This window comes from Aquicoccus porphyridii, from assembly GCF_008369105.1.
In the GTDB taxonomy this organism is placed as follows: Bacteria; Pseudomonadota; Alphaproteobacteria; order Rhodobacterales; family Rhodobacteraceae; genus Aquicoccus; species Aquicoccus porphyridii.
Window position 1 is genome coordinate 204,243 of record NZ_VINQ01000003.1, and the last position, 13,934, is coordinate 218,176.

General features: G+C 63.8%; 14 protein-coding genes. 11 read left to right on the top strand and 3 right to left on the bottom strand.

Features of this window, described 5'->3' with window-relative positions; genetic code table 11:
• The first annotated feature begins 16 nt into the window (after positions 1–16).
• The 10 genes from FLO80_RS06210 to FLO80_RS06255 all read left to right on the top strand — a co-directional run bounded on the left by FLO80_RS06210 (position 17) and on the right by FLO80_RS06255 (position 8,786).
• Positions 17–823 (top strand): esterase-like activity of phytase family protein, encoded by an 807-nt coding sequence (locus FLO80_RS06210; protein ID WP_188078223.1) that lies wholly within the window; start codon positions 17–19, stop codon positions 821–823.
• A 66-nt stretch (positions 824–889) separates the two neighbouring features.
• Entirely contained in the window at positions 890–1,528 is a 639-nt protein-coding gene (locus tag FLO80_RS06215) for a queuosine precursor transporter (RefSeq protein WP_111362740.1), read from the top strand.
• A gap of 331 nt (positions 1,529–1,859) precedes the next feature.
• Positions 1,860–2,273 (top strand): alternative ribosome rescue aminoacyl-tRNA hydrolase ArfB, encoded by a 414-nt coding sequence (arfB, locus tag FLO80_RS06220; RefSeq protein WP_111362742.1) that lies wholly within the window; start codon positions 1,860–1,862, stop codon positions 2,271–2,273.
• Between the two features lie 159 nt (positions 2,274–2,432).
• The gene (locus FLO80_RS06225; protein WP_111363223.1) at positions 2,433–3,365 is read left to right on the top strand and encodes an AEC family transporter; all 933 of its coding nucleotides are present in this window, start codon (positions 2,433–2,435) and stop codon (positions 3,363–3,365) included.
• A 13-nt stretch (positions 3,366–3,378) separates the two neighbouring features.
• Positions 3,379–4,062 (top strand): nitroreductase family protein, encoded by a 684-nt coding sequence (locus FLO80_RS06230; RefSeq protein WP_111362745.1) that lies wholly within the window; start codon positions 3,379–3,381, stop codon positions 4,060–4,062.
• Positions 4,063–4,110: 48 nt separating this feature from the next.
• Positions 4,111–4,944 (top strand): S-formylglutathione hydrolase, encoded by an 834-nt coding sequence (fghA, locus tag FLO80_RS06235; RefSeq protein ID WP_111362748.1) that lies wholly within the window; start codon positions 4,111–4,113, stop codon positions 4,942–4,944.
• Between the two features lies 1 nt (position 4,945).
• Positions 4,946–6,379, top strand: coding sequence for a Si-specific NAD(P)(+) transhydrogenase (gene sthA / locus FLO80_RS06240; RefSeq protein ID WP_111362750.1), 1,434 nt, complete (start codon positions 4,946–4,948; stop codon positions 6,377–6,379).
• On the top strand, positions 6,376–6,822 hold the full coding sequence (locus FLO80_RS06245; protein WP_111362753.1) for a YaiI/YqxD family protein: 447 nt from the start codon (positions 6,376–6,378) through the stop codon (positions 6,820–6,822). Before sthA ends, FLO80_RS06245 begins: the two co-directional genes overlap by 4 nt.
• Positions 6,823–6,839: 17 nt before the next feature.
• Positions 6,840–7,808: a DMT family transporter gene (locus tag FLO80_RS06250; RefSeq protein ID WP_111362756.1), complete on the top strand. Its 969-nt coding sequence runs from the start codon at positions 6,840–6,842 to the stop codon at positions 7,806–7,808.
• 63 nt (positions 7,809–7,871) lie between these two features.
• Positions 7,872–8,786 carry an ornithine cyclodeaminase family protein gene (locus tag FLO80_RS06255; protein WP_111362758.1) on the top strand — a complete coding sequence of 305 codons (915 nt, stop codon included), beginning with the start codon at positions 7,872–7,874 and terminating at the stop codon, positions 8,784–8,786.
• An 85-nt stretch (positions 8,787–8,871) separates the two neighbouring features.
• On the opposite strand, the gene FLO80_RS06260 is transcribed toward FLO80_RS06255, so the two are convergent.
• Positions 8,872–10,104, bottom strand: a complete 1,233-nt coding sequence (locus tag FLO80_RS06260) for an MFS transporter (RefSeq protein WP_111362761.1) — start codon at positions 10,102–10,104, stop codon at positions 8,872–8,874.
• 360 nt (positions 10,105–10,464) lie between these two features.
• Between FLO80_RS06260 and zapE the strand changes: the two genes are divergently transcribed.
• A complete protein-coding gene (gene zapE, locus FLO80_RS06265; RefSeq protein WP_111362764.1) occupies positions 10,465–11,532 on the top strand; it encodes a cell division protein ZapE in 1,068 nt (355 codons plus the stop codon).
• Between the two features lie 183 nt (positions 11,533–11,715).
• Here zapE and FLO80_RS06270 read toward each other — a convergent pair whose 3' ends face one another.
• Positions 11,716–12,987 (bottom strand): bifunctional folylpolyglutamate synthase/dihydrofolate synthase, encoded by a 1,272-nt coding sequence (locus FLO80_RS06270; RefSeq protein WP_111362766.1) that lies wholly within the window; start codon positions 12,985–12,987, stop codon positions 11,716–11,718.
• On the bottom strand, positions 12,984–13,931 hold the full coding sequence (accD, locus tag FLO80_RS06275) for an acetyl-CoA carboxylase, carboxyltransferase subunit beta (protein ID WP_111362769.1): 948 nt from the start codon (positions 13,929–13,931) through the stop codon (positions 12,984–12,986). Before accD ends, FLO80_RS06270 begins: the two co-directional genes overlap by 4 nt.
• Between the last annotated feature and the right edge of the window lie 3 nt (positions 13,932–13,934).

A 13,934-nucleotide genomic window follows, 5' to 3' on the forward strand; every position in this document is an offset into this window, starting at 1 on the left:
GTTTCCGGAAACTTATATGGCCCGCTATACTTGGCAGGAGAGTACGTCGGAATTCGGTGGCTTTTCCGGTTTGGACATCGCGGCGAACGGACGCGATTTCGTGGCCGTGACGGATCGTGGCTTTCTTGCGCGCGGTGTCCTGATGCGAGACGACGAACAGATCATTGGAGTCAAACTCGATCACTTTGCCGCCATCGAGCCGAGCCAGACCACCGAAAAGCTTGATAATGATGCCGAGGCCGTCGCGATCGGAGCCGATGGCATCTATATATCGTATGAACAAGATCATCGCGTCATACATCTTGTGGGCACTGGTCCTGCCTTGCGCTCGCCCACCCATCCCGACTTTCGGCTTTTCCCCCGAAATGGCGGGATCGAGGCATTGGCCGTAGACGAAAAAGGGCTGCTTCATGCCCTTCCAGAGCGCTTTCGTCGCGGCGGGGCTTTTCCCGTCTACCGCCTTGACGGGTCGGAATGGTCCGTAATCACCACGCTGGACCCCGTTGGGGGCTTTGAGCCCGCTGGCGCGTCTTTTGGCCCGGATGGCGCGCTTTACGTTCTGGAGCGCGCCTTTACCGGCTATGGGTTCCGATCGCGCGTGCGGCGCGTGATCGAAACCGACCAGGGCTGGCGCGACGACGAGGTTTTCCGATCACCGACCGGACGTCATGACAATCTCGAAGGCATTGCCGCTTGGCGCGATGAGGATGGGCATATCCGCCTGACGATGATTTCCGACGACAATTTCTTTTTCTTCCAGCGCACCGAGTTCGTGGAATACACAGTTCCGCCAGAGCTTGCCATTCGCCACCGAACCCCTTAAATGCCACCTGTTCCCCGCGACGGGGACCATGTCGCCGCAACCATGTCAAAACGGGCTTAACCTGATATGAATCGCACGCACCTTCCCGGCATTCTTGCCATGGCCGCCATTGTCGTGGCTTCGAACATCCTCGTTCAGTTCCTCGTTCTCGACGGATTGCTGACCTGGGGCGCCTTTACCTATCCTCTCGCCTTTCTCGTCACCGACCTCATGAACCGGATCTATGGGCCGGGGCCCGCACGACGGGTGGTCCTTGCCGGGTTCGTGACCGGCGTGATCTGTTCGCTGATCGGATCGCAGATCATGTTGCAGGGGGACGGCTATGAATATGCCGCCGTGCCGCTGCGTATCGCGGTGGCGTCGGGCACCGCGTTCCTGATCGCGCAACTCACTGATGTCGCGGTGTTTAATCGCGTCCAGGGGCAATGGTGGCGGGCGCCTTTGGTGTCGACGCTGGTGGGGTCGGCGCTGGATACGGCCTTGTTCTTCAGCATTGCCTTCTCGGCGGCGGTCTCGTTTGGCGCGGTCGCCGATTCGGCCGTCAGCTGGGCCTGGGAGCCGGCGCCCTTCATGACGCTGGGCGCGGAGGCGCCGCTCTGGGTGTCGCTGGCCTTTGCCGACTGGCTGGTCAAGTTGGCCCTCGCGCTTATCGCGCTTGCCCCTTTTCGCATCATCGTCACACAAGTTTCACCCCGTATGTCGTGATTTCATTTGACATATGCACAACCTATGGCAATCTGAGGTTAACGGAAACCAAAGAAAGGAGGTGCTCTTGTGTCTATTGAGATCATGGAGAAAGGCTTTGGAACAGTTCGGGAGAGGATGACCTGAGGCAGCCCTCGGGTCGTGATGACCCCGGATTGGTGTTCGCCTAACCTGAGCACCTCCTTAAATCTCGAAGGGCCGTTTCCGGTTTGGAAGCGGCCCTTTTCGATTGCGCGCGGGGCGTTTACGTTCGGGCGCAACACCCCGAAATCGGGGGGGTGACATCCGGCTGACATCCGCGCACCCCCCGGCTGCCGTCGGAATCGCCAGAATGCCGTTAACCATCAACGATCAGATCACGCTCGAAGACTGGGAACTGACCGAGAGTTTCAGCCGATCCTCGGGCCCCGGCGGGCAGAATGTGAACAAGGTGGAAACCGCGGTCGAACTGCGCTTCGAAGCGGCGCGTTCGCCCCACCTGACCGAGGCGGTGAAACGGCGATTGAAGCGGCTGGCGGGACGCCGCTGGACCGGCGACGGCGCGGTGGTGATCCGGGTGGAAGAGACCCGCCACCAGGCCCGCAACCGCGAGATCGCCCGCGAACGGCTGACCGAATTGATCGAGAAGGCGCTGGTCGCGCCCAAACGGCGTATCCCCACGAAACCGACCAAGGGATCGAAGGAACGGCGGATCAAGGCCAAGAAGGAGCGAAGCGAGGTCAAGAAGCTGCGGGGGCGGGTATAGACCCACGCCAGATGGCGCGTTGCGCCGGTTCGTTTCATGCCCATGTGCTTGCGATGTACCTGCACCGCCCGGATTATCGGGCGAGACCTTGGGCAGCCCGTGATTTGTTGGTAATGGCCATGATACTGATCACGCGCAACACGCCACGGGATGCCCTTCATGTTCGAAATCTTCCTCAAGACCCTGCCGTTTTTCGCGCTGATCGGCCTGGGGTTCGGTGCCGGGAAAACGCGGTTCTTTACCGAGGAAGCGACCGCCTACCTGACCAAGTTCGTGTTCTACTTCGCGCTGTCGGCGATGTTGTTTCGGTTCTCGGCCAATCTCAGCCTGACGGACCTGATCGACTGGCGGTTCATCGGCGCCTATCTCTGGGGAAGCGGATTCGTTTACGGCATCGTGATGGCCGTGGGGTTCCTGCGGGGGCGCGGCCTTGAAGAGGCGTCGATCGAGGCGCAATGCGCGGTGATCGGCAATGTCGGGTTCCTGGGTGTGCCGATGCTTGCACTCTTGATGGGGCAAGAGGCGGTCGCGCCGGTGATGCTGGTGCTGTCGATGGACCTGATCGTGTTCGGCTCGCTTGTCGTGATCCTGATCACCGGCGGGCGTGACGGCCGGATGCGGCTTGGCATCTTGCGCACGGTCGGGCTTGGCCTGCTCAAGAATCCGATGATCATGTCAATCGTCCTGGGGCTGACCTGGGCGGGGCTGGAGCTGCCGATGCCGACGCCACTGGAAGAGTTCGTGTCGATCCTCGGGGCGGCGGCGACGCCCGGGGCGCTGTTCGCGATCGGGGCGTCGCTGGCCACCAAATCGGCCGAGCGGATGGTGGTGGCGGGCTGGCTCAGCTTTGCCAAGCTGGTGTTGCACCCGCTCTTTATCGCCTTTTCGGCCTTGTATCTCTTTCCGGTCGATCCCTATCCGGCGGCGGTGATGATTGCCTGTGCGTCCTTGCCGGTTGCGGGCAACATTTTCATCCTGGCCCAGCATTACGGGGTCGCGCCGCACCGGGTGTCGGCGTCGATCCTGTTCTCGACCGCGTTCAGCGTCTTGACCGTGTCGATCATCATTGCATGGGTGATGCAACTATACTGAGAGGAGGACCGCGATGGCCGAAGATTACACACCGCTGCCACTGCCCGACTGGGTGGACCGCAGCGATGAAGAAATTGCCGCGCGGGCGGATGCTTTCCGGGCCGAGATGGCCCGGCGCCACACGATCCGCGATTTCTCGACCCGGCCCGTGGCGCGTGCGGTGATCGAGGATTGCATCGCGACCGCCGGGTTGGCCCCCAGCGGGGCGAACCATCAGCCATGGCATTTCGTGGCGATTGCCGATCCGGGGGTGAAGGCCAAGATCCGCGCCGCGGCCGAGGAGGAAGAGGCGCGGTTCTATGCCGGCGGGGCGGGCGATGAGTGGCTTGCCGCGCTTGAACCCATCGGAACCGGCGTGTCGAAACCGCATCTCGAACTGGCGCCGTGGCTTATCGTGGTTTTCGCCCAGCGCTGGGGCGAGCGGTCGGATGGCACACGGTTCAAGCATTACTATGTCCCTGAAAGCGTGGGCATCGCCAGCGGGTTCCTGATCACGGCGTTGCACCGGGCCGGGCTGGCGGCGTTGACCCATACGCCGAACCCGATGAAATTCCTGACCGAAATCTGCGAACGACCGGCACATGAAAAGCCGGTGATGATCGTGGCGGTCGGGCATCCGGCGAATGACGCAACCGTGCCGGAGAAGGCGCTGAGGAAAAAGCCGCTGTCGGATATATCGACATTCATGGAGACGTGAGCCCGGCCCCTTGGCCGGATGCAAACTTGAACAGGACGGGAGATCGAGATGGAAACGATATCGGAAAACAGGTGCTTTGGCGGGGTGCAGGGTGTTTACACCCACGGGTCCGAGGCCTGTGGCTGTCCGATGACCTTTGGCCTTTTCCTGCCGGAGGAGGCACAGGACGGGCCGGTGCCGGTGTTGTGGTATCTCTCGGGCCTGACCTGCACGCATGAGAACGCGATGGTGAAGGCCGGGGCGCAGGGATGGGCGGCGGAACAGGGCATCGCGCTGGTCTTTCCCGACACCAGCCCCCGGGGCGAGGGCGTGGCCGATGACGAGAGTTATGATCTCGGCATGGGGGCGGGGTTTTACGTGAACGCGACCGAAAGCCCGTGGGCGCCGCATTACAGGATGTGGGATTACGTGGCCGAGGAATTGCCAACATTGCTGGGCGAGGCTTTCGCGCTCGACATGGAGCGGCAGGCGATCACCGGCCATTCGATGGGCGGGCATGGTGCGCTGACGCTGGCCATGGGGCTGCCGGGGCGGTTCCGGTCGGTCTCGGGCTTTGCGCCGATCGCGCATCCCACGGCCAGCGACTGGGGCCGCAAGCAGTTGCGCGCTTATCTCGGCGAGGACGAGGGCAAGTGGCGGCGTCACGACGCGACGCTGATGATGCGCGAACACGGGTTCGACGGGCCGATGCTGATCGACACCGGCACGGATGACCAGTTCATCGACCTTTTGCAGCCCGAAGCGCTGGCGCAGGCGGTGGCCGAACGGCGCCAGCAGGCGGTGATGCGGCTGCAACCGGGGTATGACCACAGCTATTTCTTCGTCTCCTCCTTCATGGAGGATCACGTGGCGTTCCACGCCGAGGCGCTTTATGCGAGGTAGCATGCACGATTATGACCTGATCATCATCGGCTCGGGGCCGGCGGGCCGGGCGGCGGCCATCCAGGCGGGCAAGCTCAAACGCCGGGTTCTGGTCATCGACCGCAAGGACCGGCTGGGCGGGGTGTCGGTGCATACCGGCACGATCCCGTCCAAGACCCTGCGCGAGACGGTTCTGAACCTTTCGGGCTGGCGCGAGCGCAGCTTTTACGGGCGCTCCTATCGCGTGAAGGAGGATATCGGGGCGGGCGACCTCAAGGCGCGGCTGCACATGACGCTCGATCACGAGGTCGACGTGCTGGAGCATCAGTTCAACCGCAACCATGTCGATGTGCTCAACGGGTTCGCGCGCTTCACCGGGGCGCATGAGGTGGAGGTCGCGACCGAGGCGGGCGAAGTGCGGCGGTTGACGGCGGACAAGTTCCTGATCGCGACCGGCACCAAGACGTTTCGACCCGATAACGTGCCGTTCAACGGGCGCAACGTGGTCGACAGCGACGAGTTCCTGGAACTGGCAAGGATTCCGCGCAGCCTTGTGGTCGTGGGGGCCGGGGTGATCGGGGTGGAATATGCCACGATGTTCGCGGCGCTCGATGTGCGCGTGACCCTGATCGAGCCGCGCGAGACGTTCCTCGATTTCATCGACAAGCGGCTGATCGAGGATTTCACCCACCAGATCCGCGAGAACGGCGTCGACCTGCGCCTTGGATCAGCGATCGGAAAGATCGAGGATGCGGGCGAGCATGTCGAGATCACGCTTGAAAACGGCCGCCACGTGCGCGCCGAGATGCTGCTTTTTGCGGCGGGGCGGATGGGGGCGACGGCCCGGCTCAACCTCGATGCGGTGGGGCTTGAAACCGACCATCGCGGGCGGATCGAGGTGGATCGCAAGACCTATCAGACCGCGGTGCCGCATATCTATGCCGCGGGGGATGTGATCGGGCATCCCAGCCTCGCCTCGACCTCACTCCAGCAGGGGCGCGTGGCGGCGTGCGATGCGCTCAACACGCCGACGCTGCCCGAAAGCCCGTGGTTTCCCTATGGCATCTACTCGGTGCCGGAAATCTCGACCTGCGGCATGTCGGAAGAAGAGATGCAGGAGCGTGGCATTCCCTACGAGGTCGGCATCGCGCGGTTCCGCGAGACCAGCCGCGGCCATATCATGGGGCTTGAGCATGGTATGCTCAAGATGCTGTTTTCGTTGAAAACCCGGCGGGTTCTGGGGGTTCAGATCGTGGGCGAAGGCGCGACCGAGCTGATCCATATCGCGCAGGCGGTTCTCAACCTCAAGGGCACGGTGGATTATTTCGTTCAGAACACGTTCAACTATCCGACCCTCGCCGAAGCCTACAAGATCGCCGGGCTGGATGCGTTCAACCGGATGCCGATTCCCGAGGAATACAAGGTGACGAGAGACAAGGCGGGCAAGGGCAAGTGATCTATGTCGACGCCGATGCCTGCCCGGTGAAGGCCGAGGTCGAAAAGGTTGGCACCCGGCACGGGCTGCGCATGTTCATCGTGTCGAACGGGGGCTTGCGCCCGTCGCAAAACCCGCTGGTCGACACGGTGATCGTGCCCGAGGGCGCAGACGTGGCGGACATGTGGATCGCCGAGCGCGCCGGACCGGGGGATGTGGTGATCACCGGCGACATTCCCCTCGCCGCGAAATGCGTCGAGGGGGGGGCCGTGGTTCTCAAGCATAACGGTGAACGGCTCACCCAATCCAACGTCCGCGAGGCGCTGGCGATGCGTGACCTGATGAGCGATCTGCGTGCCGCCGATCCGTTTCGACAGGGTGGCGGCAAAGGGTTTACAAAGGCCGACAGGTCGCGTTTTCTCGACGCGTTGGAAACGACCCTGCGGGCGCTCTCGCGGGGCTGACCGCGAGAGGACACTCCATGGCGACCGCTGCGATGAACCGGGGCAACCTGATGGGTGCGCTTTGCGCGGCCTTCGCGGTGATGTGCTTTTCGGTCAACGACGTGGGAATCAAGTTCCTGTCGGGCGACTATGCGCTGCACCAGGTGGTGTTGATCCGGTCGCTGATCGGGACGGTGGTGTTCCTGCTCGTGATCATGCCGCTGAGCGGGGGATGGAGGGTGATGAAAACCAAGCGCCCGGGTATTCACCTGATCCGCGGGCTTTGCGTGGTTCTGGCCAACATGTCGTTTTTCCTTGGGCTGGCCGCATTGCCGATTGCCGATGCGGTGGCGATCTTTTTCATCTCGCCGCTGGTCATCACGGTGTTTTCGGTGGTCTTTCTGGGCGAGCATGTGGGGCCGCGCCGCTGGACGGCGGTTGTCCTTGGCTTCGCGGGGGTGATGGTGATCGTCAAGCCCGGCACCTCGGCGTTTCAACTGGCCTCTCTCCTGCCGATCCTCGCGGCGATTCTCTATGCGACGTTGCACACGTTGACCCGCAAGATCGGCGCGACCGAGAGCGCGGCGACAATGGCGTTCTATATCCAGTTCACCTTTATCGTGACCAGCGCGGCCTTCGGCCTGGCCATCGGTGACGGGCGGTTTGCCGGGAGTGCCGACCCCTCGCTGGAGTTTCTCACCCGTGCATGGGGGGTGCCGGCGGTCGGGGATTACGCGGTGCTGGCGGTGATTGGCGTGACCAGCGTGGCGGGCGGTTATTTCATCTCGCAGGCCTACCGGATGAGCGAGGCGGCCTTTGTCGCGCCGTTCGAATACGTGGCGATGCCGATGGCGGTGATCTGGGGGCTGACGATCTTTGGCGAATGGCCCGCAGCGAGCGCATGGCTCGGTATCGCGATGATCGTCGGCTCGGGGTTGTTCCTCTTGTGGCGCGAGGCCGAAACCGAGGACGACATGGCAACCAGGGGGCCGAAATATCGGCGTTGACCAAGGGTTTGACGCCACGGCACCGGTTGCTAGTCTGGTCGGACCAAGAATGGGAGCGAGCCAATGGATGTGACGATGATCCCCTTTGCCGAGGGCGAGAAACTGCTCGACTGGGTGGGGCTGACCCGGGCCTTCGAGGACGGGCACAAGCGCCCCAAGGCCGAGATCGGGGATACGTTTCTCTATCGCGATCCCGACACGCTCTTGAACCGGGCGGCATGGATCGACGGGATGGGTATCGCGGTGAAAAGCGCCACGATTTTCCCGGGCAATCCGGCCAAAGGCAAGCCGATGATCGGTGGCGCGGTGAACCTTTACAACGATGCCGACGGGCGGTTCGAGGCAATCGTCGATTTCCACCTGGTGACCAAGTGGAAGACCGCGGGCGACAGCCTTCTGGCGGCGATGAAACTGGCGCGCAAGGACAGCCGCAAGGTATTGATCGTGGGGGCGGGCACGGTGGGCCGGTCGCTGCGCGAGGCCTATGGCGCGGGCTTTTCCGAGGCGGAATTCACGGTCTGGAACCGGACCCGGGAGAATGCCGAGAAGATGGCGGCCGAGTATCCCGGGATGCGGGTGGCCGACGATCTGGAGGCGGCGGTCGCGGAGGCCGATATCGTCACCTCGGCCACGATGTCGACCGAACCCGTGCTTCGTGGTGAATGGTTCCGGCCCGGTCAGCATATCGACCTGATCGGCGCCTATCGCCCCGACATGCGCGAAGTGGACGATGCCACGTTGCAGCGCGCGCGGGTCTTCGTGGACAGTTTCGACACCACGGTCGGGCATATCGGCGAGATCCGTATCCCGCTCGAAAGCGGGGCGATCCGGCGCGAGGACCTGGTGGCCGATTATTACGAGATGGAAAAATTCACCCGTGCCTCGGATGACGAGATCACGTTGTTCAAGAATGGCGGCGGGGCGCATCTCGACCTGATGACGAGCCGCTATATTCTCGACGCATGGCGGGCGGGGTGATGTTTGGCGTTCCGGATTCCCGGGATTGCCTCATCCGACGTGACGAGGGTCACGAGCCGGGGTTAGCAAACCCGTAAACCCGCGTTCACGCCGGGACGAGGCGGCGTTCCTTGACCGGAAGATGGACGATGGCCGAGAACGCGCCGACACCCACGCCAACCCACCAGACGGCGGTATAGCTGCCATAAAGGTCATACATGCGCCCGCCCAGCCAAACACCGAGGAAGCTTCCCAACTGGTGCGAGAAGAAGACGATGCCGTAAAGCGTGCCCATGTAGCGCAACCCGTAAAGATGGGCGATGAGCCCCGAGGTGAGCGGCACCGTGGCCAGCCAAAGCGCGCCCATCGAGACCGAGAACAGCAGCACCGTGGCAGGGGTCATCGGCGTCAGGATGAAGGCGGCGGCAATCAGGGTGCGGCCGGTGTAAATGCCTGCCAGCAGGTATTTTTTCGAATACCGATTGCCCAGCCAGCCCGCGACCAGCGTGCCCGCGATGTTGGCCAGCCCGATGAGGGCGATGGCCACGGCCCCGAGGCGCGAGGTCGTGGTGATGCCCATGTTGTGCAGGATGCCGCCCGAGGCGATCGGGCCGCACATCTCGGTCACGAAGGCCGGGAAATGCGCGGTGACGAAGGCAAGTTGATAGCCGCAAGAGAAAAAGCCCAGGAAAATAAGGGTATATGATGGGTCGCGGAAGGCCTTGCCAAGGATCTGGCCCATGCTTTCCTGCAACTCGGCGCGGTTCGCGGGTTCGGGCGCGCGCATCATGGGCAGGACCATGAGAACGGCGAGGATCGTAGCAGCGAAGATCAGGAAGACGCTTTGCCAGGGAAACCAGGTCAGAAGCCACTCGGCGGTGGGGGCGCCAACCACTTGACCGGCCGATCCCGCGGCGGTGGCGATGGCGAGCGACATCGAGCGGTTCGCATCGGAACTGGCCCGCCCCACGACCGCAAGGATGACCCCGAAACCGGTTCCCGCGATGCCGAATCCGACAAGGATTTCATAGAGTTGGTGGGCCGTGGGCGAAACGGCGAAGGCGCTCAGCACGAGGCCCAGCGCGTAGGTGAGGGCGCCGAGGATGATGGCCTTGCGGTCGCCGATCTTCTCGGCGATGGCGCCGAAGATGGGCTGGCCGATGCCCCAGAACAGGTTCTGAAGGGCGATGGCCATGGAAAACTCGGCCCGCGCCCAGCCGAATTCATCTGCGATGGGAATCTGGAAGACGCCGAAACTGGCCCGAATGGCGAATGAAATCAATATGATGACGCATCCCGCCATAAGGACGGGGGTCATGAGGGGGGCGGATTTCTGCATGGGGTCTCTCCTGATCGCCGCGCGACTTTAGCCGTTCCGCGGGCGGCGTCAATTCGGCTCGGGAAGAGAAAGGTTAACGCGGGTGACGGGTCGGAAAACGGGGGGTGATTCCCGGCTGCTGCCCGGCTGTTAGGCGTATGCCATGCGTGGGCGCCCGGTTGGACCGCCGGAACGGTTAACGCAACGGTCGCAGAATGAGTATTTCTGCCAAGAAAGAGACGGCGAGGATCGGCATGTGCCTGCTGCTCTTTCTTGGTGAAAATACTCAATCGCACCACCGGGCGGACAAGCGCCGCGCGGGTGGTGTGCACAGCATTCCGGGGCCTATACCTTGGCGAAAAGCCGGGTTAGAGGTGGCGGATGACGCGCGATGTGACAAGCGAATACCGGGCGAGGGTGGCAGGGGGCCAGATCCGGCCCGATCCGGCGCAGGAGGCCATGCTGCCCGCGTTGGAGCGGGTGCGCGCGGCGCTGGCCGAACCGGTCAAGACCGGCTGGTTCGGGCGGCGCAAGCCCGAGCCGATCCGCGGGCTTTACATGTGGGGCGGGGTCGGGCGCGGCAAGTCGATGCTGATGGATCTCTTTGTCGATTGCCTCGGCGACATCCCGGCGCGGCGGGTGCATTTCCATGCCTTCATGCAGGAAATCCACGCCGCGATGCACGAGGCCCGCCAGCAGGGAGTCGAGGATGCGCTGAAGCCCGCGGCGCAGGAGGTCATCGATACGGTGCGCTGCCTCGCCTTCGACGAAATGCAGATCACCGACATCACCGATGCGATGATCGTGGGGCGGCTCTTCGAGGCGCTCATTGGGGCCGGGGTGGCGGTGGTCACGACGTCGAACCGGGTGCCGGACGATCTTTACAAGGACGGGCTGAACCGGCAGCTTTTCCTGCCCTTCATCGACTTCCTCAACGAGAACATGGAGGTTTGCGAGCTGGCCAGCCCGACGGATTACCGGCAGGATCGGTTGCAGGGCCAGCCCACGTTCTTTACCCCCGCCGATGCTGCGGCACGCAAGGCGATCGAAGAGATCTGGCAGGATTTCACCGGCGGCAGGAGCGAAGCCTTGATCCTGCAGGTGAAGGGGCGCGAGGTCGAGCTGCCGCATTTTCACAACGGGATCGCGCGGGCCAGTTTCTATGAACTGTGCGGGCGGGCGCTGGGGCCCGGCGATTACCTTGCGCTGGCCGACGAGGTGAAGGTTCTGATCCTTGAGGAAATCCCGCGGCTGGGGCGCGGCAATTTCAACGAGGCCAAGCGGTTCGTGACCTTGATCGACGCGCTTTACGAGGCCGGGGTGCGCTTGATCGCGAGCGCGGCGGCCGAGCCAGAGATGCTTTATGTCGAAGGCGCGGGAAGTTTCGAGTTCGAGCGCACGGCGAGCCGGTTGCGCGAGATGCAGAGCGAGGAATGGGCACAGGGGTAAGGGGCGCACATGAAAGGGGGCCGTTGAACCGGCCCCTCGATCATTCCCTGCCTGCGTGTTCGGATGTGCCCGATGTAATCCTTGGCCCAGATATAGGCGAATCAGTGCGAATCAGTCAACATAAAGTGATTCGGTTGCACCTTGGGCATGTCGCGTCTGGTTGGAAAACCCCGCCCCGGCCCGTCAGCCGTGATCGCGCAGCACCCGTCCGGCGAGATAGAGCGAGCCGCAGATCAGGATGCGCGCGGTGGCGTCCCGAGCGGTGATGATGCGCACGGCCTCTTCGACACTTTCCGCTGTGCTGGCGGGGATGCCCGACGCGGCGGCGTGACGCGCGGTATCGGCGGCGGGGAGCGTGTTGGTCTCGCCCGGGATCGAGACGGCGGTGAGGCTGGCGGCGTGGGGTTCGAGCGGCGCCATATAGCCCGCGACATCCTTGGTGTTCATCATGCCACAGACGAGGTGCGTGTCGCGCATGGGCAGGCGGGTCAGGGTTTCGGCCAGGGTTTCGCCGCAGGCGGCGTTGTGGCCGCCGTCGAGCCAGAATTCGGCCCGTGGCGCCATGTCGAGCAGTGGACCACTGCGCAGGCGCTGCATCCGGGCGGGCCATGTGGCATCGCGCAGGGCCGCCTCGGCCGCGTCGTCGCCAAGGCCCAGGTGGCGCAGGGCCATGATCGCGGCGCCCGCGTTCTGAAACTGGTGTGCGCCGATCAAGGCGGGCGGGGGCAGGTCGATGAGCCCGCGCAGGTCCTGGTAGACGAACCTGCCGCGTTCTTCCCATGCGTCCCAGTCGCGGCCCTGCACCAGGAGCGGTGCGCCGATCTCTTCGGCGCGGGCGTCGATCACCGCCATCGCGTCGGGGTGCTGGCGTGACACCACGCAAGTGACGCCGGGCTTGAGGATGCCCGCCTTTTCGCGCGCGATCTCGGGCAGGGTTTCACCGAGGAATTGCGGGTGATCGTAGGACACCGGCGTGATCACGGTAAGCGCGGGGCGGTCGATCACGTTGGTGGAATCAAGGCGGCCGCCAAGCCCGACTTCGAGCAGGGTGTAATCGGCCGGGGTGCGGGCCATGGCGAGGATCGCGGCGCAGGTGGTGATCTCGAAATAGGTGATGGGGATGCCGTCATTGGCGGCGTCGCATTCGTCGAGCACCGCGGTCAGGTGCTCTTCGGTGATCAACTCTCCGGCAAGTCGGATGCGTTCGTGGAACCGCGCGAGATGGGGCGAGGTATAGGCATGGGCGCGTTTGCCCGCACCTTCGAGCCCGGCGCGGATCATCGCGAGGGTGGAGCCCTTGCCGTTGGTGCCCGCGATATGGATCACCGGGGGCAGGTCGCTCTGCGGGTTGCCCAGCGCATCGAGCAGCCGCCAGACCCGATCGAGCGTGAGGTCGATGATTTTCGGGTGAAGCGCCATCATCCGGTCAAGGATGACGTCGGAGCGGGCCGTCATTTCGCGGGTTTCTCGGCGGGGGGCGTGTTCGGCGCTTCGAGGGGCGTCGCCTCGGCGGTGTCGCCCGGTGCGGGCAGGTCGCCCGCGACGGCCGGGCTCAGCCCCATGAGCATGCGGGTGATGGTGATCAGTTCGGTGCGCAGCTCGGTCCGGGGGGTTACCCGGTCGAGCATGCCGTGATCGAGCAGGTACTCGGCCCGCTGGAAGCCGTCGGGCAGTTGCTCGCCCAGGGTCTGTTCGATCACCCGTGGCCCGGCAAAGCAGATGAGCGCGTTCGGCTCGGCGATCTGGACGTCGCCCAGCATGGCGTATGAGGCCGTCACCCCGCCGGTGGTGGGATGGGTGAGCACCACGATATAGGGCAGGCCCGACTCTTTCAGCATCTGGACGGCGACGGTGGTGCGGGGCATCTGCATGAGGCTGAGAATGCCCTCTTGCATGCGGGCACCGCCGGCGGCGGAAAACAGGATCAGCGGGCGTTTGCGCGCCACTGCGCGCTCGGCAGCGGCGATGATGGCATTGCCGACATACATCCCCATCGAGCCGCCCATGAACGCGAAATCCTGCGCCGCGGCGACGATCGGGGTGCGGCCCATCTCGCCCTCGGCGACGAGCATCGCCTCTTTCTCGCCGGTGGTTTTCTGGGCGGCGCGCATCCGGTCGGGATAGCGTTTCTGGTCGCGGAACTTGAGCGGGTCTTCGAGCGGGGCGGGCACGTCGATCTCGGAGAAGAGGCCACCGTCGAAGAGCGCGGAAAAGCGTTCGCGCGGCGTGATCGCCATGTGATGACCACAGGAGGTGCAGACATTGAGGTTTTCGCGCAGCTCGCGGTGGAAGAGCATGTTGCCGCAACTGTCGCATTTCGACCAGAGATTCTCGGGCGTGTCGCGGCGCGAGAAAATCGAGTTGATCCGGGGCCGGACATAATTGGTGATCCAGTTCATCGC